This window comes from Roseateles sp. SL47 (assembly GCF_026625885.1).
Classification (GTDB): domain Bacteria; phylum Pseudomonadota; class Gammaproteobacteria; order Burkholderiales; family Burkholderiaceae_C; genus Roseateles.
Genome location: NZ_CP113068.1, coordinates 2,563,849 through 2,586,466 on the forward strand (window position 1 = coordinate 2,563,849; position 22,618 = coordinate 2,586,466).

Consider the following 22,618-nt stretch of genomic DNA (forward strand, 5'->3'; position numbering starts at 1 on the left):
CGCCATGACGTCCCCCGCCGTGGGACAGCCCCGTCACGCGCTCCGCCGGCATCGGGCTGGCTGAACCCGCAGAACCCGCTGAATCGGCGGACGGTGATTGCTCCGTCACGGTCGCCCTCAGCTTCAGGCCGCTATGGGCCGTGTGGCGGTCGCTCGCTCGTGACAAACCCGTCGTTGCCTGGGGAGCCAGGGCGGCATTCGTTGCGGTGGAAGTGGGCAGCGTCTTCATAATGACTAGCAGGTCTGAGTTGACTACCTGCAGTCTCGGACGCTGAAAGCGAAGGCGCTCCCACCTAAATATGCTGACTCATTCGGGTTGACTAGCCTAAATGTGCAGTCTCCCCCCGCGGATACGTGGAGTCCGTCCAGCGATCACCAGATCGACAGGCTGCTCGCCAGCACCCGCTGCAGCCAGCTGCGGTGGGATGCGTCGGCCACTTCACCGCGCCCGACCAGTTCCATGCGCGCATTCACGATGTCGGCTGACGTCACCTGATTGCCGCTGCGAATGTCCTGCGGATTCACGATGCCGGAGAAGCGCAAGGTGTTCATGCCGCCGTTCATCGCCACGCTGCGTTCACCCGCCACCACCAGATGCCCGTTGGGCAGCACATTGATGACCGACACCGCCATCTGGCCGTTGAAACTGCTGCTGTTTTCGGTCGACCCATCACCCTTGTAGGAATCGCTGCCGGAGGCCGAGGCATCCGCCTTGAGCAGCTTGTCGATCAGACCGACATTGCTCGAGCCTCCCGGACCTTTCACCGCCAGGGCGTTTTCACGGCTGGTGTCCGTCTTGGTCTTTTGATTGGCGCTCAGCGATTCACTGATCACCACCTTGAGCGAATCCCCGATCTGCCGGGCGCGGCGTTCCGTGGTGAACAGCGAGGTGGCCGCCATGCCCGGCTGGTAGATGGCTCCGTTGTTGGTGCGTTCCACATAGGCCGATTCCGGTGCCGGCATCACATGGATCGGGTCCTGCACCAGCATGGGGTCACGCGAGGCGCAGGCGGTCATCAGCAGGGGGCCGATCAGCAGGGCAGCGATGGTGAGTTTTGACATGATGTCCTCGAGGATGGGGTTTAGCTTTCGAAGCCGGTCAGCAGGGCTTTCACCACGGGCGCGAGCTTGTTGCGAGTCGATCCCCACTTGCCCAGGCCCATGACGGCTTCCTCGCTCTGGTAGCTGCTGGCTGACATCAGGCGTCCGCCGGGGTCATGCAGGCTGAGCGTCGCCTGCGACAGATAGGGGCGCATCTGGTCCGACAGGGGCGGTTTGTCCCACTGCTGAAGCCCCTGGTAATGCAGCCAGGCCGGGCATTCCTCCTCGCTGGGGCGCACGCCCACATCGAAGACCCGCGAGGCCACCTGATGGTCCTTCAGTTCCGCCATGAGGGCCGGCAGGAAATCGGGCACCTGCAGGGACCGGTTGTATTCAATGCAGACCCGCTTGGGCACGGCGGCCCCTTGGAACACGGTGCCGCTGGCCTTGTTCGGGCCCTGGCCGATGGCCACGGTGGCGGCGCTGGCGCTGGCCTTGATCAGTTCAATCGTGGGCAGCGGGCTGAAGAGGGTGCAGCCTGAGAGCGCGCCGGTCCCGGCCAGCATCGCAACCGTGACCGCAGTCGACACCCGGCGGCGAAGGAAGGGCGCGCTCATGATCACAGCATCTCGTCGATCAAGGCGCGTCCGGCCACGGCACCGGCGGACACATAACCGGCCACGGTGCTGCCGACGTCCTCAATTTCATCCACCACGGTGCCAATGCCACTGGCCAGGCTTTCGGCGCCGCTCACAACGGCGTTCTTGACGGAGGTCGCGCCGGAGCTCACCGCATTGGCCACCGACGTGGCGCCGTCACTGATGGCGTCGCCAACCGCGCTGGCGGCATCTCCCAAGGCCGAGGCGCCGTCGCTGATGGCTTCAGCCACCGAGGTGGCCGCGTCGCCAACATAAGAGGCGCCGCTGCTGATGGCCTCGCCGACAAAAGAGGCCCCCTCGCTGATGGCCTCGCCGACCGTGCTGGAGCCACTCTCGAGTGCCTGCATGCCTTCTTCGCTCAGCGACACGATGGAACTGACAGCATTTTCTGCGCCCTGATAGACCGCTTGCGTCAGACCGATGGTCGAAGCAGCCACCGTGCCGTATTCGCGGGAATTGATCTCATAACTGCCGCTGGGGCGGTTGGTCAGTTGGCGCGATGCGACCAGGGAATTGTTGGATATCGAGGTCATGGTCACCTCCTTTGGGGTCCGGTTGTGATGGATCGAATTCTGCGGAGACCACCGCCGGGGCATCCGATGAATACCGGCCCATCCTTTCGGTTCGGAAAGCGTTGCTTCTATCCAACCAGACATCTGCGCCCCGAAACGTGCAGCGCCGGTAAAGGAACATTGCTATTGAGCACTTGATATGTGTCGAGGGTTGAGAATCGCCCCAATATGTCATTGCGGTTCATTCGCCAGAAACAAGCATGATGAAAACAATGCCAGCCTTGCCTCCAGCAAACCCCAGGGACCGACGGATACCGGGGCTGAGATATGCTTTCACCCATGCGCGAAGCCGTCCTCATGCCGCATTCCTACAAGATTCCTGAATCCGTCCTGGTGGTGATCCATACGCCGAGCCTGGACGTCCTCATGCTGGAGCGGGCGGATCGGCCCGGTTTCTGGCAATGCGTCACCGGGTCCAAGGACCGCCTGGACGAGCCCCTCATCGACACCGCCCGCCGCGAAGTCGGGGAAGAAACCGGTATTTCTGTCGCGAACCTGCCGCCGCAGGCCCTGGTGGACTGGGGTCTGGCCAACGTCTATGAGATCTATCCGGTCTGGCGGCACCGCTATGCACCCGGCGTGACCCACAACACCGAACATGTGTTTGGCCTGTGTGTGCCGGCCGGCACACCGGTCACACTGGCGCCGCGCGAACATCTGCAATACCGCTGGCTGCCCTGGCGGGAGGCGGCGGACCTGTGCTTCTCGCCGTCCAATGCGGAAGCCATCCTGCAACTGCCTGTCCAGCTCGGCACGGGAGCCCGGTCATGACCCGCCCCTCGCCCCGCCATGCGGCCGTTGCCAATTCCGCCACCACCGACACCAGCCCTGCCCAGAGTGCGGATCGGCTGCGGGTGGCCACTTACAACATCCACAAGGGCGTACGGGGCATGGGCCTCGCCAAGCGGCTGGAGATCCACAACCTGGGCATGGGCGTGCAGGCCCTGGATGCGGACCTGGTGTTTCTGCAGGAGGTGCGGCTCTTTCACCACCGCGAGGCGCGCCAGTTCGAGCGCACCTGGTTTGGCTGGCCGGAGGAAGGCCAGGCGGAGTTCCTGGCGCCGGATGGCTATGCGGTGGCCTACCGCACCAATGCCATCACCCGCCATGGTGAACATGGCAATGCGCTGCTGTCACGGTATCCCATCGGGGATATTGGCCATCACGATGTGTCGGACCACCGCTTTGAACAGCGCGGCCTGCTCCATGTGCCGGTGCAGTGGCAGGGGCGGGAGGTGCATGCGGTGGTGGCCCACCTGGGCCTGATTCATGGCAGCCGGGTGCGTCAGGTGCAGCGGCTGGCCCAATTCATCACCGACCATGTCCCCGCTGGGGCTCCGCTGGTGGTGGCGGGCGATTTCAATGACTGGGGCGAGCGGCTGGACGGCCCGATGAAGGACGGCGGTCTGGAACGTGCCCTGGTGCCTGGCCGGGGCCGTCTGCCGACCTTTCCTTCGCGGGTGCCGGTGTTCTCGCTGGATCGCATCTATGTGCGCGGCCTGCGCTGCGTGGACATGAAGGTGCCGCGCGGCCCGAGCTGGGCCCGAATGTCCGACCATCTGCCGCTGCTGGCAGAACTGGTGCTGGACGCCTGACCACAAGGAGCTGTGCCTGAAACGCCCGCAGGACGCCCATTTCCCCTGGACCCTCAGCGCCCAACCCAGTTTCAGCGGCGGCAACGCGGTGGAGCTGCTGTGCGGCGGGGATGCCCTATTCCCGGCGCAGATCGCAGCCATGGACCGGGCCCGGCACGAAATCTGGCTGGCCACCTACATCTTCCATGACGACGAGGCCGGCGCGGCCACGGCGGCGGCCTTGTGCCGTGCCGCGTTGCGGGGTGTGCGGGTGCGGGTGGTGGTGGATGGCTTCGGTTCCAAATCCAGCCTCTCATGGCTCCGCAGCCAGTTGGCCGCTGCCCCGGTGGCACTGGCCGTCTTCCGTCCGATCGATCGGTGGTGGAACTGGCTCCATCCCGGCCAGTTGCGGCGGCTGCATCAGAAGCTGTGTGTGGTGGATGGGGATGTGGCCTTTGTGGGCGGCATCAACATCATCGAAGACCGGGTGGACCTCCACCACGGGCGGACGGAGCAGCCGCGGCTGGACTTCGCCGTCTCACTGCGCGGCGCGGTGGTCCGGCCGGTGGAGCAGGCGGTGCGCGCGGTGTGGACACGGGCCTGGCTGGGCCATGATTTCGGGGATGAGCTGCGGGCGATTGTCCGCAGCGCCGCCCCGCTGCGCCGCGCCCGACGGCTGATGCGTCGGGTGCGCATGCCCAAGGCAACGCACCGCCCGCAGGACCCGCGACACCTGCTGCCGATGCGCGCCGCCTTTGTATTGCGGGACAACCTGCGGCAGCGGCGCACCATCGAGCGCGCCTATGTGCAGGCCATTCGCAACGCTACCGCCCGGGTTGACCTGATCACACCGTATTTCTATCCCGGCCAGCGCTTTCGCCGCGCCCTCAAGGACGCCGCCAAACGCGGCGTGCAGGTGCGCCTGCTGTTGCAAGGCAAGGTGGACTACCGGATTGCCGCATTGGCCGCCCATGCGCTGTATGACGAGCTGCTGGGCCACGGCGTGCAGATCTTTGAATACACCCCGGCCTTCCTGCATGCCAAGGTCTGCGTGGTGGACAACGACTGGGCCACCGTGGGCAGCAGCAACATCGACCCGCTGTCGCTGCTGCTGAACCTGGAAGCCAATGTCGTGGTGCAGGATGCCGGTTTTGCCGGTGACGTGGTGCGTGCGTTCGATGCCGCCGTGGCTCGTTCACGCCGGGTGGAGCAGCCGGATGCGGGCGGCCTGCGCGGCATGCTGCGCCGGGCGCTGGTGGCCTGGGTGGCCTATGTCTACCTGAGGGTGGCGGGGGCGACAGGCCGCTATTGAAGCGGCAGCCATGGAATTGGTTCAGCAATTGGCTCAGCAATCGGCTCAGCAATCGGCTCAGCGCCAGGCGGGACTCGCCAAGGGGAGCCGCTGCCTCCGTATCCGGCCGACGACAGGGCTGACCTGGGAAGAGATCGGGCCAGCCCTTGCGTGTTTCAGGGTTGTGCGCCCCGCATAGGAACGATCTGCTTCGGCATTTCCGGCGGGAAGGGATCGTCAGACCCCTTGGGCATACGCGGGGTTCCCTTGCCGGGCCACAGCGTGCGGTCCAGGAAGAACAGCATCGGTGTCACACGGGCGGCCCAGCTGGTTTCGTCATGGCCGCCACCACGGGCTTCCAGATAGTTCAGGTCGTTGCGGTTCCAGCCGCGGTTCAGCAGCGTGGCACGCAGGGTGCGCAGTTGCTTGATGGCGGTAGAGCCTTCCTCGGTGCCCATGTCCAGCCACAGCTTGGGACGCGGCGCGCCCGACAGCGGTGTGCGGATCAGGTCACGCAGCGGGAACTCTTTGTCCCACCACAGGGACGGCGACACCACCAGCGCTCCGCCAAACACATCGTCGTGGTGCAGCACCAGCCAAAAGCTCAGGATGCCGCCCAGCGACGATCCGCCCACGGCCGTATGTCCGGGGTCCTTCAGCGTGCGGTAGCGCTGGTCGATGGCGGGTTTGACGGTCTGGATCAGGTAGCGCGCATAGTCCGCCGCCTTGCCGCCCTGCGGGATGCCGTCACGGTCGATGCGGGTGGCGGTGAAGTCATCCACCCGGGTCGGGCCGCTGGACACGGCCACGATGATCAGCGGCTGGATGTCGCCGTCCGCCACCAGGCGCTGGGCGGTTTCATCGAAACCCCATTCGGCGCCAGCGGCAGCGGCGTCAAAGACATTCTGGCCGTCGTGCAGATACAGCACCGGATAACGCTGTTCCGGATGCTGCTCATAACCGGGCGGCAGCCAGACCTGGATGGTGCGGGCCGAGATGCGGTCATCGCCCAGCGGGGGCAGTTTGTCGATCTGGCCGGCACGGCTGATGGAGATGGGGGCGGCCGGGGCGCCAAAGGCCCGGGCCACCAGCACGCGGTCGGCCACCAGCTCCAGGTTGCGGTTGGGGCCCGGTTCCCAGCCCTCGGCACTGCCCTGGCCGGGGCGCTCAATACGGAACTTGTAGAGCAGCGCGCTGTTGAACGGCGAATTCTCCACTGTCAGTTCAGCCCTCCAGAGGCCGCCCGGCACGGCGCTGCCGCTGGCCTCGCTGGCACTGCCAGGGCCTGCATCACCTGGATTGCCGCCTACGTCGTCGGGGCCGGTCGTCCCGCGATGGGCGTTCTGGCTTTGCGGGTTTGGCTCCGCGTTGATGGGCGCCGGATAGGCATACAGCGGGCGGTCCCAGCTCAGCGGCGCGGCGCCACGGATGCTGACCCTGTCCTTGGTCGGGTCGAAGCGCCCGGCGTTGATCTCCTCCCGCATGTCGATCTCGAACTTCACGTGGGTGGCGGCCAGCGCCTGATTGCCGATCAGGGCCAGCATCCCCACCATCAGCATCGCCAGCGCCCGGGATGCGCGGTCGGCCAACACGCCCGCCCAGACGCGGTCCCCGATGCCGGATAAATCGCGGGACAAATCGCCAGACAAATCACGGTTCAAGACACAGTCCAGGACGCGCGCTACGGCGCGGCCGGGTCCGTCCGGGAGTCGTGCGGTCCGGGCAAGCCGCGCGGGAAGCGGAAGGTCGTTCAGGGGCATGGGGCGTCGAAGGCAGATTCAGTCGAGCAGCACCATAGCAGTTCTCTTGTTCAGCAATGTTGCCAGTTCACCCTCATGGATGATGCAAGCCGCCCGTTCGATGTCAGGCGCGAGATAGTGGTCGTCCGGCATCGGCGGGCAATGCTGCCGCAGCAGGGCATGCACCGCCTCCAGCGTCTCCGAGCTGCGCAGCGGCCGCAGGAACTCGATGCCTTGGCCGGCGGCCAGCAGTTCGATCGCCACGATATGGGCGGTGTTGTCCAGCATCGGGCCCAGGCGGCGGGCGCCGAAGGTGGCCATGGAGACATGGTCTTCCTGGTTGGCACTGGTCGGCAGGCTGTCCACACTCGCCGGATGGGCCAGTGACTTGTTTTCGCTGGCCAGGGCCGCCGCCGTCACATGGGCGATCATGAAGCCGGAGTTCAACCCGGCATTGGCGGTGAGGAAGGGCGGCAGGCGTGACACCCCGGTGTCGATCAGCATCGCAATGCGACGTTCGGCAATCGCCCCCACCTCGGCAATGGCGCAGGCCAGGGCGTCAGCCGCCAGGGCCACCGGCTCGGCGTGGAAATTGCCGCCGCTGATCATGGTGGCGCCGCTGTTGTCGGCAAACACCAGCGGGTTGTCCGTCACTGCATTGGCTTCGCGCAGCAGCACATCGCGGACATACCGGGCCTGGTCCAGGCAGGCCCCCATCACCTGGGGCTGGCAGCGCAGGCAGTAGGGGTCCTGCACGCGGTCATCACCGTCCCGGTGGGATTGGCGGATGGCGCTGCCAGTGAGCAGGGCGCGGTAGGCGGCGGCGGCTTCGATCTGGCCGGGCTGCCCGCGCACCTCGTGGATGCGGGGATCAAACGGGCCATCGCTGCCCCGGGCGGCGTCCAGGGTGAGGGCGCCGGTCACGATGGCGCTGGCATAAACGGTTTCGAAGCGCAGCAGGCCCTCCAAGGCCAGGGCGGTCGAGGTCTGCGTGCCGTTGATCAGCGCCAAGCCCTCTTTGGCTTCCAGCACCAGCGGCTGCACGCCCGCCCGTTCCAGTTCGGGCCCGGCCGGGCGGCGCTGGCCGGCCACCAGCATTTCGCCTTCTCCCATCAGCGCCAGCGTCATGTGGGACAGCGGGGCCAGGTCGCCGGACGCGCCCACCGAGCCCTGGCACGGCACGTACGGAGTCAGCCCGGCATTCAAGGCGTCCAGCAGCGTCTGCACCACCGCTTCGCGCACGCCGGAGAACCCCCGCGCCAGCGAGGCCGCCTTGGTGGCCAGCATCAAACGCACGACCGGCGGGGCCAGCGGCGCGCCCACGCCCACGCAATGGGAGCGGATCAGGTTGCGCTGCAGGGCGGCCAGTTCGTCCTTGCCAATGCGTTTGGAGGCCAGTTTTCCGAAACCGGTGTTGACGCCATACACCGGGTCGTCCCCGGCTGCGGCGGCCTGCACCACCGCAGCGCTACGGCGGATGGCCACGGTGGCGTCGGGGTGTAGCGTCAGGCGCACGTCGCCACGACGGATCTGGCGCAGTTGATCCAGCGTGAGCTGGCCGGGAATGAGTTCAAGCAGGGTGGTCATGGTCGCAAGCAGGCCATCAGCAGAGGGACCCAGGCACCGGGCGCGGCAGCGCGCTCGGGGACATGGGCCGGGGATCAGCGGATCATCGATTCAGCGGATCATGGATCAACGGGTCAGCATCGGCAGATTCAGTCCGCGTTCCTGGGCGCACTGCCGGGCGCTTTCATATCCCGCGTCGGCATGGCGCATCACGCCGGTGCCGGGATCGTTCCACAGCACACGCTCGATGCGGCGGTCCGCCGCTTCGGTGCCGTCGCAGACGACCACCACGCCACTGTGCTGCGAATAGCCCATGCCCACCCCGCCGCCATGGTGCAGCGACACCCACGTGGCGCCACCGGCTGTGTTGAGCAGGGCGTTGAGCAGCGGCCAGTCGGACACGGCATCCGAACCGTCCATCATCTTTTCGGTTTCGCGGTTGGGGCTGGCCACCGAGCCGGAATCGAGATGGTCACGGCCGATCACGATCGGCGCCTTCAGCTCGCCGCTGCGCACCATCGCATTGAAGGCCAGGCCGGCCAGATGGCGTTCACCCAGGCCCAGCCAGCAGATGCGAGCCGGCAGGCCCTGGAAGCTGATGCGCTCCCGCGCCATGTCCAGCCAGCGGTGCACGCCGGCATGGTGGGGGAACAAGGCCTTGATCTTGGCGTCGGTCTTGTAGATGTCTTCCGGGTCGCCGGACAGGGCCACCCAGCGGAACGGGCCGCGGCCTTCGCAGAACTGCGGGCGGACATAAGCCGGCACGAAGCCGGGGAAATCAAAGGCGTTTTTCACGCCCTGGTCGAAGGCCACCTGGCGGATGTTGTTGCCGTAATCCACCGTGGGAATGCCCATCGACTGGAAGTCCAGCATCGCCTGCACATGCACCGCACAGCCTTGCGCGGCCGCCTCGCGCAGCGCCGCATGGCGGGCCGGGTCGGCGGCGGCGGCCTTCCAGGCTTCCACGGTCCAGCCCACCGGCAGATAACCGTTGATCAGGTCATGGGCCGAGGTCTGGTCGGTGACCAGATCGGGGCGCAGCGCCGTGCCGGCCTTCACCCGTGCCGCCAGGGCGGGCAGCACTTCAGCGGCGTTGCCCAGCAGGGCGATGGACACGGCCTTCTTCTCGGCGGTGTAGCGGCGCAGACGCTCCAGGGCATCGTCCAGGCTGGTGGCCTGTTCATCCACATAGCGGGTCTTGAGCCGGAAGTCGATGCGGGACTGCTGGCATTCCACGGTCAGCGAGCAGGCGCCGGCAAAGGTCGCGGCCAGCGGTTGGGCCCCACCCATGCCACCCAGCCCGGCGGTGAGTACCCAGCGGCCCAGCAGATCACCGCCGTAATGCTGGCGGCCCGCTTCCGCAAAGGTCTCGTAAGTGCCTTGCACAATGCCTTGCGAGCCGATGTAGATCCATGAACCGGCCGTCATCTGCCCATACATCATCAGGCCCTTGCGATCCAGCTCGTTGAAGTGTTGCCAGTTCGCCCAGGCGGGCACGAGATTGGAGTTGGCCAGCAGCACCCGGGGAGCGTCCGCATGGCTGCGGAATACGCCCACCGGCTTGCCGGACTGGATGAGCAGGGTCTCGTCCTCGCCCAGGTCACGCAGGGCCTTCAGGATGGCCTCGAAGCAGTCCCAATTGCGGGCCGCCTTGCCAATGCCCCCATACACCACCAGTTGATCCGGGTTCTCTGCCACCGCCGGGTCCAGGTTGTTCTGCAGCATCCGGTAGGCGGCTTCGATCAGCCAGTTCTTGCAATGGAGCTGCGTGCCGGTGGGGGCTCGCACGGTGCGGGGCTGGGCGCTCATGGGCGGTCTCCTGGGGTCGTTGAGCAGATCGGCCCGCATGCGGATGACGGGCCAGGGCGGTACCGATGGGGCGCGATTATGGGAGCCTTGTTCTCACTTGTCTATACAAGTTGGCTCCAGTAGGATGCGCGCCCATGGTTGACCCTTCCGGACCCTCCCCGCAATACCTCAAGGTCAAGACCCATCTGCGCGAAGGCATCGCCAGCGGGCGGTGGCGGCCGGGCGAGCGGCTGCCGTCGGAATCGGAGCTGACCGAAGCCTTCGGTGTCAGCCGCATGACGGTCAACCGGGCCCTGCGCGAACTGCATCAGGAGGGCATGGTGGAGCGGGTGCAGGGTGTGGGCAGCTTTGTGGCGCAACTGCACCGCATTGCCTCCACCCTGACCGTGCGGGACGTGCATGACGACATCGCCGAGCGGGGCCATCAGCATGAGGCGGACGTGCAGGTGCTGGAAACGGTCAAGGCCACCGCTGAGCAAGCCCAGCAGTTTCAATTGAAACCGGGTGCGCGCCTCTTCCACAGCGTGATCGTGCACCGCGACAATGGCGTGGCCGTCCAGTGTGAGGACCGGTGGGTGAATCCGGCCTGTGCGCCGGACTACATGGCCCAGGACTTCACGCAGGTCACGCCCACCCACTATCTGCTGGAAGTGGCGCCGCTGTCAGAGGCCCGCTATACGATCGAAGCCGAGCTGCCGAGTGCGCTCGAGGCTCGTCTGCTGGACATGCCGCACGCGGAGCCCTGCCTGGTGGTGAAGCGCTGCACCCTGAGCATGGGCCGGGTGGTGACGGCGGTGCGCCTGGTGCATCCGGGCAGCCGCTGGATTTTGCAGGGGAGTTTTCAGGCATGACAAGCAAGACGGGCAGGTGGGGAAAGACGGCAAAGACGGGAAACTCGGGTGCGAGGCTGCGGCCGGAGGAGGTTGGGATGAGCTGGATGCGGATCTGCGCGGACGATGTCAACCCAGTGCCTTGGCGCAACGGCGGAGGCCAGACACGTGAGTTGCTGGCCTGGCCTCATGTGGCCGACTGGAAGGTGCGGGTGAGCGTGGCGGACATTGACCGCAATGGTGCCTTCTCGGCCTTTCCGGGTGTGGATCGATGGTTTGGGGTGCTGAGCGGCGCCGGTGTGGACCTGCTGGGCGCGCAGCGCCGCCCGGGCGATGCCCTGGTGCAGTTTGCCGGTGAAGATGCACCGCACTGCCAGATGATCCAGGGCCCCACGCGGGATTTCAATGTCATGCATCGCCGCAGCGCCGGACGCTTCCGCGTGCAGCCGGCGGAACGGCCGGTGATTCCGCATGAGGTGGACTGGCTGGGCCTGTTTACCGACCGTGGCGGCTTGCTGATCCATGGCGCCCGTGCCGTGCCGGTGGCCCCCCACACGCTGGCCTGGTGTGAGGCACCGGCCGCACAAAGTTGCGTCTTTGACGATGGTGACCTCCATGGTCCGGCCTGGTGGCTGCTGTGGAGCGCCGAATGAACCGCCGCCAGCTATGGCGCGGTGGGCATCTGGTCACGCTGCAGGAAAAGCAAGGCTGGGGCCTGGTCCCCGACGGCGTGTTGATCACCGAGGGCGACCACTTGCGTTGGGTGGGTCCCCTGGCCGACCTGCCGCCCACCTTGTGTCAGGGCCTGACTGCCGAACATGACCTGCAGGGGGCGCTTGTGACGCCCGGCCTGATCGATGCCCACACCCATCTGGTTTACGGCGGTGAACGTTCGGCCGAATTCGAGCTGCGTCTGCAGGGCGCCAGTTATGAAGACATTGCCCGTGCGGGAGGAGGCATCCGCTCGACAGTCGCGGCCACCCGCGCGGCCAGTGAGGCCGATCTGCAGGTCGCTGCCGACGCCCGCGCACGCACCTTGATGGCCGAAGGCCTGACGACTCTGGAGGTGAAGTCCGGTTATGGGCTTTCTCTGGAGGAGGAAGCCAAATGCCTGCGCGTTGCCCGGCGCCTGTCCAGCCTGGGCCTGACGGTGCGCACCACCTTCCTCGGTGCCCACGCCCTCCCGCCCGAGTTCGACGGCCGTGCCGACGACTATGTGGACGCCGTCTGTGCCTGGATGCCGCGCCTGCGGGACGAAGGCCTGGTCGATGCGGTGGATGCCTTCTGCGAACGCATCGCCTTCAGCCCGGCGCAGACCCGACGTGTGTTTGAAACCGCCCGCCAGCTCGGCCTGCCGGTCAAGCTGCATGCCGAGCAACTGAGCGATCAGGGCGGTGCGGCGCTGGCGGCGGAATTCCAGGCGCTCTCCTGCGACCATCTGGAATTCGTGAGCGACGATGGCATCCAGGCCATGGCCCGCTCCGGCACGGTGGCCATGCTGCTGCCCGGGGCGTTCTACTTTCTGCGTGAAACCCGACTGCCGCCGGTGGCCGCCCTGCGCGCCGCCGGGGTGCCCATGGCCCTGGCCACCGACCACAACCCCGGCAGTTCGCCCGGCCTGTCGCTGCTGCTGATGCTGAACATGGCCTGCACCTTCTTCCGCATGACGCCGGAAGAAGCGCTTCGGGGCCTGACGGTGTACGCGGCGCGGGCCCTGGGCTTGCCGGATCGTGGGCAACTGGTGGCCGGCCAGCGCGCCGACTTCTGCGTTTGGGACGCTGCCCATCCGCGCGAACTGGCCTACTACTTTGGACGCAATCCCCGGCGCGCCACCGTCATCGGCGGGCGCCACGCCGGTTGAGGAGACAGCATGAACCCTGAGGTGTATGAACTGCGGCCTGGCCGCACCCCGTTGTTGATCAGCATGCCGCATGTGGGCCGGGCGATCCCGGAGGACCAGCGCGAGCGTTATGTCGAACGCGCATTGGGCAGCGAAGACACCGACTGGCATCTGGAGGGCCTGTATGCCCCCATCGCCGAGGCACTGGGCGCGGGCCTGCTGATCCCGCGATATTCCCGGTATCTGATCGACCTGAACCGCCCACCGGAGGACACGCCGATGTACCCCGGCGCCTCCAACACCGAACTCTGCCCGACCCGCTTCTTCACCGGCGAGCCGCTCTACAAGGAAGGGCGGGCCCCGGATGCGCAGGAGAAGCAGCGGCGCCTGCAGACCTACTGGTATCCCTACCATCAGGCGCTGCAAGGCGAACTGCAGCGCCTGCGGCAGCAGCATGGCCAGGCCTTGCTGTTTGAAGCTCACAGCATCCGGTCGCAACTGCCCTGGTTGTTTGAAGGGCAACTGCCGGATCTGAACCTGGGCACGGTGGACGGCCAGTCCTGCCGCAAGGTCACCCGTGAGGCGATGAACATCGTGCTGAATGCGCAGCAGGACTTCAGCTGGGTGCTTGATGGTCGCTTCAAGGGCGGCTACATCACCCGCCAATACGGTCGCCCGGCGCTGGGCCAGCAGGTGGTGCAGATGGAGATGTGCTACCGCTGCTACATGGTGGAGAACGAACTGGGCTACACCGGCTACGAGCTGGACGAGGCCTGCATGGCCCGGATCCGCCCGGTGCTGAAGCTGCTGCTGGAGGCCTACCTGATGGCCAATCCCTCCCGGTTGGCCAATCCCTCCCGGTCGGCCGGCGCGCCCGCGGCATGAGCGAGGGGGCTCTGTTCCACGCGCCCTGGGCCTGGCTGGATGGCCGCTGGCAGGCCGATGTGCTGCTGCAGGTGGGGCCGGACGGCCATTGGCGGGATGTCCGGGTCGGGTTGCCCGCGCCGGAAGCCGCGACGCGGCTGAGCGGACCGGTGCTGCCCAGCCTGGTGGATGCCCACAGCCACGCCTTCCAGCGCGCCTTTGCCGGCCTGGCCGAACAGCGCGCGCGGGACAGTGACGATTTCTGGTCCTGGCGGGAACGCATGTATGGCGTGGCCCTGCGCATCACACCGGATCAACTGCGTGCCATCGCGGCGCAGCTGTATACCGAGTTGCTGGCCGGGGGCTATACCCAGGTCTGTGAGTTCCACTATCTGCATCATCGGGAAGACGGCCAGCCTTATGACGATGAGCTGGCCATGAGCTGGGCACTGGCGGAGGCGGCCCGAGAGGCGGGCATCGGCCTGACCCTGCTCCCGGTGCTCTATGCCCATGCCGGCTTCAATGAACCCGCGCTGCGGGACACGCAGCGGCGCTTCCGCACCGATGCGGACTGGGTCTGGCGCGCCTGCCAGCGCATCAATGCGGCGGGGCTTCCGTTGATCTCGGCCGGTGTGGCCCTGCATTCCTTGCGCGCCGCCTATGATGACGACATCCACCAACTGCAGCGGCACTTGGGCACGAGCGCGGTGCCCATTCACATCCATGTGGCGGAGCAGCAGCAGGAGGTGAAGGACTGTCTCGCGGCCACCGGCGAGCGTCCGCTGGCCGCGCTGGCCAAGCATGGCCTGGATGCGCGCTGGCAACTGGTGCATGCCACGCACAGCACGCGCACCGAAATCGACCGAATCGCCAGCAGCGGCGCGGGTGTGGTGATCTGCCCGGGCACGGAAGCCAACCTTGGGGACGGCCTGGCCGATCTGGAAGGCTGGCTGGCCGCCGGGGTGCCGATGACGGTCGGTTCGGACAGCCAGGTCACACGCGGGTGGGTGGAAGAGTTGCGTTGGATGGAATATGGGCAGCGCCTGGGCCTGCAGCGCCGCAACGTCGCAGCGGCGCCGGGCCGTCAGCCCAGCACGGCGGCGCGTCTGTATGAGGCCTGCGTGAAGGGGAGCGCCCGCGCCGCCGGGTTGGAGGCCTGGGGGCTGGTGCCCGGCGCGCGGGCGGATTTCCTGGTGCTGGACCTGGAGGCCTGCGGCCTGGCGGGTGTGCCGACCTCGGCGCTGCTGGATGGGCTCATCTTTGCGAGCCAGGGCCCGACCTGGCACCAGGTGTTTGTGGCCGGCCAGCCGCGCGCGCTGCGGGATGCTGCGCGTTTGCAGCGATATGCCGAGGTGATGCGGGACTGCTGGGGCGCGTAAGACCGTCACCGGCGTTGCTGTGCGACGACGTCGAGTGCGGAAAACTACGCAGTCCTGGCTCCTGCGGCAAGGCAAGTGGGGGCGCCCGCATCACAAGCTATCGAAGTGGTACGACGTTTGCTAGGCTGCAAGCGCCACGATCAACGTTGGGGAACGTATGGGGTCCTTGCATAACTACACCATCCGGGCGCGCCTCATGGCGTTGGGGCTGCTGTCGGTATTGGCACTCCTTCTTATTGGCGGAGACGGCCTCTGGGCCATGGCCAAGACCAAGCGGGACTTCCAGCACTATGTCGGCAACGATGTGCAGTCCCTGGCCGAACTGTCGGACGTGCGAGACGGCGTGGGCCACCTTCGCCGCTTCGAGAAGGACATGATCATCGACATGGGCGAGCAGGGGGCGGTCAAACGCCACCAGCAGGAATGGCTGTCCGCCTACGACCGCACGCTCAAGGGCCTGGATGTCATTGCCGCGCTGGAAGTCGCACCGGAGACCAAGGCCATGTCCGTGGCCATGAAAGACAACCTGGCTCGCTACAAGAGCGGGCTGGACAGCATCGTTGTGCGGGTACTGAATGACGATTTCACCGATTCCGCCGAGGTGAACCGCGCCACCGAACCCATCAAGGGGCCGATCCGCGAGATGGACAAGCAACTCGCAGAGATGACCAAGGCCATCATGGAGCGCGGCGGTACCGAGGTGCGGCGTATCGATGCCGAAGAGCATCGGGTGCGCATGGCGCTGGTGATTGTGATGCTGCTGGGTGCCGCGGGCATCGGCGTTTTCACCTTCGTCAACATCGGCTCCATCCTGGCGCCGCTGACGCAGGCAGTGCGCACCACCGAGCGCATTGCCCAGCAGGACCTCAGCCAGTCGGTCGAGGTACGAGGCCGCGATGAAACCGCCGCCATGATGCGGGGTGTGCAGGGCATGCAAACCTCCATCCGGGGCGTGGTCAGCGGCGTGCGCAGCGCCACCGCCAGCATTGCCACCGCGTCCCGCGAGGTGGCTGCGGGCGCGCAGGACCTGAGCAACCGCACCGAACAGGCGGCGTCAAACCTGGAGGAAACCGCGTCGGCCATGGAACAACTCACGGCGAGCGTTCAACACAATGCCGATGCGGCCCGGCAGGCCAATGCGCTGGCTTCGGAAGCGGCCAACATTGCCGGGCGTGGCGTGGCCGTGGTGGGGGACGTGGTGCAGACGATGAACCGCATCAGCACGTCGTCGGACCGGATCTCGGACATCATCGGCACCATCGATGGCATTGCCTTCCAGACCAACATCCTGGCGCTGAATGCGGCGGTGGAGGCGGCCCGTGCCGGCGAGCAGGGCCGTGGATTTGCGGTGGTCGCGGCCGAGGTCCGCACCTTGGCGCAGCGCAGTGCGGAGGCGGCCAAGGAGATCAAGCAACTGATCCAGAACAGCGGCGAGGCAGTGGCCAGTGGGGCCGAGCTGGTGGAGCGGGCCGGGGGAACGATGCGGGAGATCTCCGAGTCCATCGGCCGTGTGGCCCGCATCGTGTCGGAGATCAGCCATGCGACGGCCGAGCAGAGCAGCGGCATTCACCAGATCGGCTCGTCGATTGCGCAACTGGACCAGATGACCCAGCAGAATGCGGCCCTGGTGGAAGAGTCGGCTGCGGCGGCGCAGAGCCTGCAGCAGCAGGCGGATGCGTTGTCGCAGTCGGTGGCGGTGTTCCGGCTGGCTTGACGGGACGGTGTGCGCGGGCACCCCTCCGAGGGGTGCTGGTGTTCAGCAGCTCATCAAATGCACTTGATTGCGTCCGCCATGCTTGGCGGCGTAGAGCGCCTGGTCCGCCGTTTCCACCAGGGCCTGCGCCCGCTCCGGGAGGTCGCAGGCGCTCAATCCGATGCTCACCGTCAGGTTCAATTCCGGCGCCACGTCCTTCCAGGCATGGCGCGCAATCCCTGCGCGCAGCCGCTCGCAGATCTCCTGGGCGCGTGCGGGAGTCACGCCCACAAACACCAGCATGAACTCCTCGCCCCCCACCCGCGCCAGCAGGTCGGCCGCCCGCAACTGACGGCGCAGGCAACCGGCCACCTGCTGCAGCACCTGGTCGCCCACGCCGTGGCCCCAGGTGTCGTTGACATGCTTGAAGTGATCCACATCCAGCAGGCCAAGCGCAATCGGCTTGCGTTCCTGTCGCGCCCGCTCCAGGAGCAGGGGCAGTGCGAATTCGGCATGGCGCCGGTTGTTCAGCCCTGTCAGGGCATCTTCGTGAGCCATGCGCCCCAGTTCATCCGCCTGGCGCTTCAGCCTCGTCTGCTCCTGCTCGGCATGGTCGGCGCGCTCACGTTCCCGGCGGGCGTCCTGTAGCGCATGTTCGGCGCGGGCCTGCGCCTGCTCGAATTCCTGGCGGATCAGCATGGCCTCGGTCTGCAAGGCCATGGCGCTGCGGGCGGACTGGCGCTCAAGCTCTGACAGCTGTTCCAGCGCGGCGAGCGCTCGCGCCGGATCCCCGCGCGCCTTGCAGGTTTGGTATAGCGTCAGGGAGAGCTGGCGCCGCATGCGCGCCGGCAACGGGGGTGGGTCCTCTCCAGACAGCAGCGATTGAATGGTCAGGATCGCTGCTTCCACCTCTTTGTTGGTGCCGCGCAGGTGTACCAGGGCCCGCTGCGCCCGCGCCTGGCGCTCCATGCCGGCATAACCATGGCGACGCGCCAGCGCGTCGTATTCCGCAATCAAGGCGCTCGCCCGAGCCGTGTCACCAATGCCAAGCAACTGCTCCACCTGATTGGAGAGCGTCACCGCGATGATGAAAGGGTTGTGCTCTTCCCGCACCAGGGTGGCCGCGCGCTGGGCATAGGGGCCGGCATACGACAGCGCCTCCCCGGCGGCATGGCGGTCGCCATTGCGCATCGCTTCGCCAAAGGCCTGCAGCCAGAAGTGCGCCAGGTTGTTGAGGCAGGAAAGCAGCAGCTCTTTATCGCCGTCCGGCCGCGTCTGTGCAATCTCCAGTGCCTGCAAGGTGTCCTGGCAGGCCTGCTCCGTCTGGTCCATGGCGGCATAAGCCACCGCCATCCGGTTCAAGGCCCAGGCTTCCCGTATCGGGTCGCCGGCCCGCCGGGCGGCAGACAGCGCCTGCCAGCCGGTCTGCAGGGCGTCGCGCCCCATCAGGAACTGGGAATAGACAAAGGAGAGTTCGGTCAGCGCTTCAGCCAGGCGCGCGTCATAACCGTCGCCCGAGGTCTGGCGGGCGAGGGCCACTGCTTCGCTGGCGCGGCGCAGGGCCGCCTGAAGGTCGCCCTGCCGGGGCAGGATGTGGGCCAGCGCTGTCAGTGTGAGCACCCGCGCGTGGTCATCGCGGGCAGCAGCCAGCGACCGTTCCAGGGCGTCCGTCGCGTCACGGTACGCACCGCGACGGCTCAGGTCATGGGCTCGGGCCAGTTCGCGTTCGAACATGCCCAAGCATTGGGCGAGATCCGCCAGCCGTCAATGCTGGCGGGCCCCAGGAGTGGTCCGAGATGGACCCAGGCGGGTCAAAAGTCTCGGATCAGGTGCGGACGGCTGCAGCCGCCGGGTGGCCGCCCTGCACCGGCACCACACGATGACCCCGCGCGGCGTAATAAGCGATGTAGAGGTAGCAGACCAGCGGCACCACAAACGAAGGGATCAGGCCATGGGAGTCCGCCAGCGCGCCTTGCACGAGCGGCACCAGGGCGCCACCGACGATGGCCATGCACAGCAGACCGGAGCCTTGCTCGGTCCGGGGGCCCAGACGTTCCAGCGCCAGCGAGAAGATGGTGGGGAACATGATGGCGTTGCACAGGCCGATGGCGAGCAGGGCCCACATCGTCAGGTGGCCGCCGGCCAACATGGCGACGGTCAAGAGCACCACCGCGCCCACGGCGCAGCCGGTCATCAGGCGGGCGGCAGACACACGTTTCATGGCCCAGGCGCCGATGAAACGGCCCACCATCGCACCGCCCCAATACAGGGCCAGCATATGGCCGGCGTCGCTGCCGGAGAGCCCGGCCACGTCCGGTGCGCTCATGACGCTGACCAGGAAGCTGCCGATCGACACTTCCGCACCCACATACACAAAGATGGCCAGCACGCCGAGCAGCAGGTGGCGATGACGCCAGGCCGGCGGCGTGTGTTCAGCGGCCTGGCGGCTGGTGTCAGTGCCCACCTGCGGCAGCTTCACGACCATCAGGACGACAGCAATCAGCAGCAACGCGGCGGCCAGGCCCAGGTAGGGGCCACGTACGGCCGTGGCCTCAGCTGCGACGGAGTCGGCTGCGGTCAGGATCAGTGAGGCGCCAAACAGCGGACCCACGGTGGTGCCCAGCGAGTTGAACGCCTGGGTCCAGGTGAGGCGGCGGGAGGCCTGGTCTTCCGGGCCCAGCAGCGTTACATACGGGTTGGCGGCCACTTGCAGCAGCGTGACACCGCTGGCCAGCACAAACAGCGCACCCAGGAACCAGCCGTAGGTCTGGAAGGTGGCGGCCGGGTAGAACAGGGCACAGCCTGCGGCGGCGATCACCAGCCCAATGACCATGCCGCGCTGGTAACCCCAACGCCGCACGATGCTGCCGGCCGGCAGCGAAACCAGGAAATAGGCGCCGAAGAAGCAGAACTGCACCAGCATGGCCTGCACGTAGTTCAGCGAGAACACGGCCTTGAGGTGGGGAATCAGCACGTCGTTCAGCGAGGTGATGAGACCCCAGCCGAAGAAGAGTGCCGTCAGCAACGGCATGCCGTAGCGCGGCGAGGATGCGGGGCGAGACGTAGCGTTCATGTCCGATGGCCTGTCATGTGAGCGGCGTGGAATGTCCGAAAGCCATGCCAGCCACCCGTAGGTTGGACATCGGTTTGGCTCCTCGGTGGGGATTGGACCCCTCTCAACTTGAACGAAACTTTAAAACAAGCTGAACAGAAGTTCCCTAGGGTTACTACTTAAAACCAGGTTGTGGCTTGGGGTTCTCCCTGTTTTTGGGAGACTGGACCTTAAAAATTTGCAGAAAAATTAACTGAAAATTAAATAATGGAAGCACGCTACCATCGGCTTTTCAAACGCTCTGGCGGCTCCGCAGCGGGCGCAGGCCGTGCCCAACCCTGGGGACGTTTGCCCTGTCCCGGTGCAGAGCCGGGAACCGATCAGTTACGCTTGCGCGGTGGCCCACCGCCGTCCCCTTTTTCACAGTCCCATGCCCAGACTCCTGATCGCCGAAGACGATCCCATGCTGACCGATGCGCTGGTGTCCCAGTTCCAGGGCGTCGGCTTCGAGGTGGAGCATGCGCCCAATGGGCCGGTGGCCGAGTACCTGTTGACCCGTCAGACCTTTGATGTGGCCATCCTGGATCTGGGGTTGCCGTTTGTGGATGGCATGGATGTGCTGCGGCAGGCGCGGCGTGCGGGTTCACGCGTGCCCGTGCTGATCCTGACCGCCCGGGACCGGGTGGATGACCGGGTGAACGGGCTGAATGCGGGTGCGGACGACTATCTGGTTAAACCCTTCGATTTCCCTGAACTGCTGGCGCGTGTGAATGCGCTGCTGCGCCGGGGCCAGGCCAGCACGCAGGAGCCGGCTGAATCCGCCGGGCTGGTGCTGGACCGGCCCAACCGGCGTGCGCTGCTCAACACCGAGGTGCTGGACCTGACGCAGCGCGAGTGGTGCCTGCTGGAGCTGCTGATGAGCCGCCGGGACAACGTCGTGACCAAGGAAGAGATCACGGCCGCCTGGGCCGGCGGCGAGGGCGCATCGGACGGCAGTGGCTCCATCGAGGTCTACATCCACCGCCTGCGCAAGAAACTCAGCCAGAGTGGCTTGAACATCCGGACGCTCCGAGGGCTGGGCTACCTGCTGGAAACGGATCGCTCGACGGACCGCTCGACGGATCGCTCGACGGATCGCGCATCCGAACGGGCCGAGCCTGCCGCCCGATGAGTGAGGTCGGGCCGGCGGTGATGTCGCGGCCGAGCCCTGTGCTGTCGCTGCAGCGCCAGTTGTTCCTGTGGCTGATCCTGCCGCAGATTGTGCTGTGGGCGGCGGCAGGCATCTTCACCTTCAAGCTGGCGCTCTCTTATGCCAACCGCGAGATTGATGCGTCACTCTCGACGGCCTCGCGGGCGCTCTCACGCCGCATCCAGCCCATGGAGTCGGGTCTGCTGATCGACTTCCCGCGTGCGGCGCAGGACATTCTGGAATCCGATCCGAATGACCGGCTGATGTATATGGTCAGTTCGCCCCCCGGCAACTTTGTGTTGGGCAACCAGCATCTGCCCACCATCCCCGCGACACAGAGCCATCAATGGGGTGTGCCGGAGTTTCATGATGGCGAGATGCGGGAGGGCGACCGGGTGATTCCTGTGCGGCAGGCGGCGCTGTATGTGCGCATGGGCGGCGGCTTGAACGGCGGCGATCAGGCGATGCTGGTGCAGGTGGCGCGATCCCGAGCCAGCAGCGGCGCCTTGGCGCGCGGCATCCTGCTGGACACGGTGCTGCCGCTGTCCCTGCTGGCCGCGCTGCTGACGCTGGTGGTCCATCTGGGTATTCGCGCTGGCCTGGCATCGCTGACCACCCTGCGCAAGGAAGTGGACGGCCGCGACCCGGAAGATCTGGCCCCGATCCGGCTGGACACGGCGCCCTTGGAAGTACGCGGGCTGGCCGAAGCGGTGAACGCGTTGCTGCGCAAGGTGCGGCGGAGCATTCAAACCCAGCGGCGCTTCATTGACGACGCGGCGCATCAACTGCGCACGCCGCTGGCAGGTCTGCGCAGCCAGACCGAACTGGCGCTTCAGGCGGTTCGCTCGGCGCAGGACGCGGAGGTGGTGGATCGCCTGCAGAAGGTGCATCAGAGTGCCTTGCACAGTGCCCATCTGGTGAGCCAGTTGTTGATGCTGGCGCGGTCGGGGCCGGACGGGGCGTCGGCCCTGCCGGTGGAGCGGATCGAGCTGGCGGCGCTGTGCCGATCAGTGGCGCTGGAACTGGTGCCTCGGGCGCTGGCGGCACGTATGGATCTCGGCGTGGAAGGTGCTGAGGGTGTGGAACCGGCCGATGGGCATCCGCCGCCGCCTTCGCAAGACACCACCATCGACGGGCGCCCCATGCTGATCCGCGAGGCGCTGACCAATCTGCTGGACAACGCCTTTCAATATGCGGGCGACGGTGCCTCGGTGACGGTGCGGGTGCAGCGGGTGGCTCACCGGGTGCGCGTGCAGGTGGAGGACAACGGCAGCGGCATGTCGCCCGAAGACCGTGAACGCGCCTTCGAGCGCTTCTACCGCGCCCGGCCCGATGCCAAGGGCTCCGGCCTGGGGCTGGCCATCGTGCGGGAGATCGTGCTGCTGCACGGTGGCACCGTGACCTTGGCGGCAGCCCAACCGCAGGGCACGGTGGTCACCCTGGAATTTCCCGCAACCCGGCCTCTCAGCCGCTGAGTCCCCGGTCTCTCTATCCTGCGGATGCCCTTGGCTTCCGCCCCT

At 66.7% G+C, this 22,618-nt stretch carries 19 protein-coding genes; 11 read left to right on the forward strand and 8 right to left on the reverse strand.

Going from position 1 to position 22,618, the window contains the following annotated elements; genetic code table 11:
- Positions 1 to 372 precede the first annotated feature (372 nt).
- Genes OU995_RS11050 through OU995_RS11060 form a run of 3 tightly spaced genes read right to left on the reverse strand, consistent with a single transcriptional unit; the run spans position 373 to position 2,233 of the window.
- Complete coding sequence (locus OU995_RS11050) at positions 373 to 1,062, reverse strand: flagellar basal body L-ring protein FlgH (RefSeq protein WP_267835593.1); 690 nt, start codon at positions 1,060 to 1,062, stop codon at positions 373 to 375.
- 20 nt (positions 1,063 to 1,082) lie between these two features.
- The gene (locus OU995_RS11055) at positions 1,083 to 1,658 is read right to left on the reverse strand and encodes a cell division protein FtsI (RefSeq protein WP_267835595.1); all 576 of its coding nucleotides are present in this window, start codon (positions 1,656 to 1,658) and stop codon (positions 1,083 to 1,085) included.
- Positions 1,659 to 1,660: 2 nt separating this feature from the next.
- The gene (locus OU995_RS11060) at positions 1,661 to 2,233 is read right to left on the reverse strand and encodes a hypothetical protein (protein ID WP_267835596.1); all 573 of its coding nucleotides are present in this window, start codon (positions 2,231 to 2,233) and stop codon (positions 1,661 to 1,663) included.
- A 318-nt stretch (positions 2,234 to 2,551) separates the two neighbouring features.
- Here OU995_RS11060 and nudB point away from each other — a divergent pair, with 318 nt between their 5' ends.
- Genes nudB through clsB form a run of 3 tightly spaced genes read left to right on the forward strand, consistent with a single transcriptional unit; the run spans position 2,552 to position 5,158 of the window.
- Positions 2,552 to 3,043, forward strand: a complete 492-nt coding sequence (nudB, locus tag OU995_RS11065; protein ID WP_267835597.1) for a dihydroneopterin triphosphate diphosphatase — start codon at positions 2,552 to 2,554, stop codon at positions 3,041 to 3,043.
- A complete protein-coding gene (locus OU995_RS11070; RefSeq protein ID WP_324288736.1) occupies positions 3,040 to 3,867 on the forward strand; it encodes an endonuclease/exonuclease/phosphatase family protein in 828 nt (275 codons plus the stop codon). Before nudB ends, OU995_RS11070 begins: the two co-directional genes overlap by 4 nt.
- Positions 3,868 to 3,883: 16 nt before the next feature.
- Positions 3,884 to 5,158: a cardiolipin synthase ClsB gene (clsB, locus tag OU995_RS11075; protein WP_267836238.1), complete on the forward strand. Its 1,275-nt coding sequence runs from the start codon at positions 3,884 to 3,886 to the stop codon at positions 5,156 to 5,158.
- 155 nt (positions 5,159 to 5,313) lie between these two features.
- On the opposite strand, the gene OU995_RS11080 is transcribed toward clsB, so the two are convergent.
- The 3 genes from OU995_RS11080 to hutU all read right to left on the reverse strand — a co-directional run bounded on the left by OU995_RS11080 (position 5,314) and on the right by hutU (position 10,290).
- The gene (locus OU995_RS11080; RefSeq protein WP_267835598.1) at positions 5,314 to 6,798 is read right to left on the reverse strand and encodes an alpha/beta hydrolase; all 1,485 of its coding nucleotides are present in this window, start codon (positions 6,796 to 6,798) and stop codon (positions 5,314 to 5,316) included.
- Positions 6,799 to 6,915: 117 nt separating this feature from the next.
- The gene (hutH, locus tag OU995_RS11085; RefSeq protein WP_267835599.1) at positions 6,916 to 8,463 is read right to left on the reverse strand and encodes a histidine ammonia-lyase; all 1,548 of its coding nucleotides are present in this window, start codon (positions 8,461 to 8,463) and stop codon (positions 6,916 to 6,918) included.
- A gap of 105 nt (positions 8,464 to 8,568) precedes the next feature.
- Positions 8,569 to 10,290, reverse strand: coding sequence for a urocanate hydratase (hutU, locus tag OU995_RS11090; RefSeq protein ID WP_267835600.1), 1,722 nt, complete (start codon positions 10,288 to 10,290; stop codon positions 8,569 to 8,571).
- A 95-nt stretch (positions 10,291 to 10,385) separates the two neighbouring features.
- Here hutU and hutC point away from each other — a divergent pair, with 95 nt between their 5' ends.
- The 6 genes from hutC (at position 10,386) to OU995_RS27460 (ending at position 16,878) form a co-directional block, all read left to right on the forward strand.
- Positions 10,386 to 11,102 (forward strand): histidine utilization repressor, encoded by a 717-nt coding sequence (gene hutC / locus OU995_RS11095; RefSeq protein WP_267835601.1) that lies wholly within the window; start codon positions 10,386 to 10,388, stop codon positions 11,100 to 11,102.
- Positions 11,103 to 11,179: 77 nt separating this feature from the next.
- Complete coding sequence (locus tag OU995_RS11100) at positions 11,180 to 11,734, forward strand: HutD family protein (protein ID WP_267835602.1); 555 nt, start codon at positions 11,180 to 11,182, stop codon at positions 11,732 to 11,734.
- Positions 11,731 to 12,942 (forward strand): imidazolonepropionase, encoded by a 1,212-nt coding sequence (gene hutI, locus OU995_RS11105; RefSeq protein WP_267835603.1) that lies wholly within the window; start codon positions 11,731 to 11,733, stop codon positions 12,940 to 12,942. Before OU995_RS11100 ends, hutI begins: the two co-directional genes overlap by 4 nt.
- 9 nt (positions 12,943 to 12,951) lie before the next feature.
- Complete coding sequence (gene hutG, locus OU995_RS11110; protein WP_267835604.1) at positions 12,952 to 13,806, forward strand: N-formylglutamate deformylase; 855 nt, start codon at positions 12,952 to 12,954, stop codon at positions 13,804 to 13,806.
- The gene (gene hutF / locus OU995_RS11115; protein ID WP_267835605.1) at positions 13,803 to 15,164 is read left to right on the forward strand and encodes a formimidoylglutamate deiminase; all 1,362 of its coding nucleotides are present in this window, start codon (positions 13,803 to 13,805) and stop codon (positions 15,162 to 15,164) included. Before hutG ends, hutF begins: the two co-directional genes overlap by 4 nt.
- A 157-nt stretch (positions 15,165 to 15,321) precedes the next feature.
- The gene (locus tag OU995_RS27460) at positions 15,322 to 16,878 is read left to right on the forward strand and encodes a methyl-accepting chemotaxis protein (protein WP_324288737.1); all 1,557 of its coding nucleotides are present in this window, start codon (positions 15,322 to 15,324) and stop codon (positions 16,876 to 16,878) included.
- Positions 16,879 to 16,920: 42 nt separating this feature from the next.
- Here the strand turns inward: OU995_RS27460 and OU995_RS11130 are convergent, their stop codons facing one another.
- Together OU995_RS11130 and OU995_RS11135 are read right to left on the reverse strand one after the other, a co-directional pair.
- On the reverse strand, positions 16,921 to 18,591 hold the full coding sequence (locus OU995_RS11130) for a GGDEF domain-containing protein (RefSeq protein ID WP_267835606.1): 1,671 nt from the start codon (positions 18,589 to 18,591) through the stop codon (positions 16,921 to 16,923).
- A gap of 91 nt (positions 18,592 to 18,682) precedes the next feature.
- On the reverse strand, positions 18,683 to 19,930 hold the full coding sequence (locus OU995_RS11135; RefSeq protein ID WP_267835607.1) for a sugar MFS transporter: 1,248 nt from the start codon (positions 19,928 to 19,930) through the stop codon (positions 18,683 to 18,685).
- Between the two features lie 409 nt (positions 19,931 to 20,339).
- On the opposite strand from OU995_RS11135, the gene OU995_RS11140 reads away from it, so the two are divergent.
- A complete protein-coding gene (locus OU995_RS11140) occupies positions 20,340 to 21,080 on the forward strand; it encodes a response regulator transcription factor (protein ID WP_267835608.1) in 741 nt (246 codons plus the stop codon).
- Positions 21,077 to 22,573, forward strand: coding sequence for a sensor histidine kinase (locus tag OU995_RS11145; protein ID WP_267835609.1), 1,497 nt, complete (start codon positions 21,077 to 21,079; stop codon positions 22,571 to 22,573). Before OU995_RS11140 ends, OU995_RS11145 begins: the two co-directional genes overlap by 4 nt.
- Positions 22,574 to 22,618: the final 45 nt, after the last annotated feature.

Coding starts and splice junctions, on each gene's coding strand:
- hutF (WP_267835605.1), top strand. CDS start 13,803: ATGAGCGAGGGGGCTCTGTTCCACGCGCCCTGGGCCTGGCTGGATGGC.
- hutU (WP_267835600.1), bottom strand. CDS start 10,290: ATGCGGGCCGATCTGCTCAACGACCCCAGGAGACCGCCCATGAGCGCC.
- OU995_RS11055 (WP_267835595.1), bottom strand. CDS start 1,658: ATGAGCGCGCCCTTCCTTCGCCGCCGGGTGTCGACTGCGGTCACGGTT.
- OU995_RS11140 (WP_267835608.1), top strand. CDS start 20,340: ATGCCCAGACTCCTGATCGCCGAAGACGATCCCATGCTGACCGATGCG.
- hutI (WP_267835603.1), top strand. CDS start 11,731: ATGAACCGCCGCCAGCTATGGCGCGGTGGGCATCTGGTCACGCTGCAG.
- OU995_RS11130 (WP_267835606.1), bottom strand. CDS start 18,591: ATGTTCGAACGCGAACTGGCCCGAGCCCATGACCTGAGCCGTCGCGGT.
- nudB (WP_267835597.1), top strand. CDS start 2,552: ATGCGCGAAGCCGTCCTCATGCCGCATTCCTACAAGATTCCTGAATCC.
- OU995_RS11050 (WP_267835593.1), bottom strand. CDS start 1,062: ATGTCAAAACTCACCATCGCTGCCCTGCTGATCGGCCCCCTGCTGATG.
- OU995_RS11135 (WP_267835607.1), bottom strand. CDS start 19,930: ATGAACGCTACGTCTCGCCCCGCATCCTCGCCGCGCTACGGCATGCCG.
- OU995_RS11100 (WP_267835602.1), top strand. CDS start 11,180: ATGAGCTGGATGCGGATCTGCGCGGACGATGTCAACCCAGTGCCTTGG.
- hutG (WP_267835604.1), top strand. CDS start 12,952: ATGAACCCTGAGGTGTATGAACTGCGGCCTGGCCGCACCCCGTTGTTG.
- OU995_RS11060 (WP_267835596.1), bottom strand. CDS start 2,233: ATGACCTCGATATCCAACAATTCCCTGGTCGCATCGCGCCAACTGACC.
- hutC (WP_267835601.1), top strand. CDS start 10,386: ATGGTTGACCCTTCCGGACCCTCCCCGCAATACCTCAAGGTCAAGACC.
- OU995_RS11145 (WP_267835609.1), top strand. CDS start 21,077: ATGAGTGAGGTCGGGCCGGCGGTGATGTCGCGGCCGAGCCCTGTGCTG.
- hutH (WP_267835599.1), bottom strand. CDS start 8,463: ATGACCACCCTGCTTGAACTCATTCCCGGCCAGCTCACGCTGGATCAA.
- OU995_RS11070 (WP_324288736.1), top strand. CDS start 3,040: ATGACCCGCCCCTCGCCCCGCCATGCGGCCGTTGCCAATTCCGCCACC.
- OU995_RS27460 (WP_324288737.1), top strand. CDS start 15,322: ATGGGGTCCTTGCATAACTACACCATCCGGGCGCGCCTCATGGCGTTG.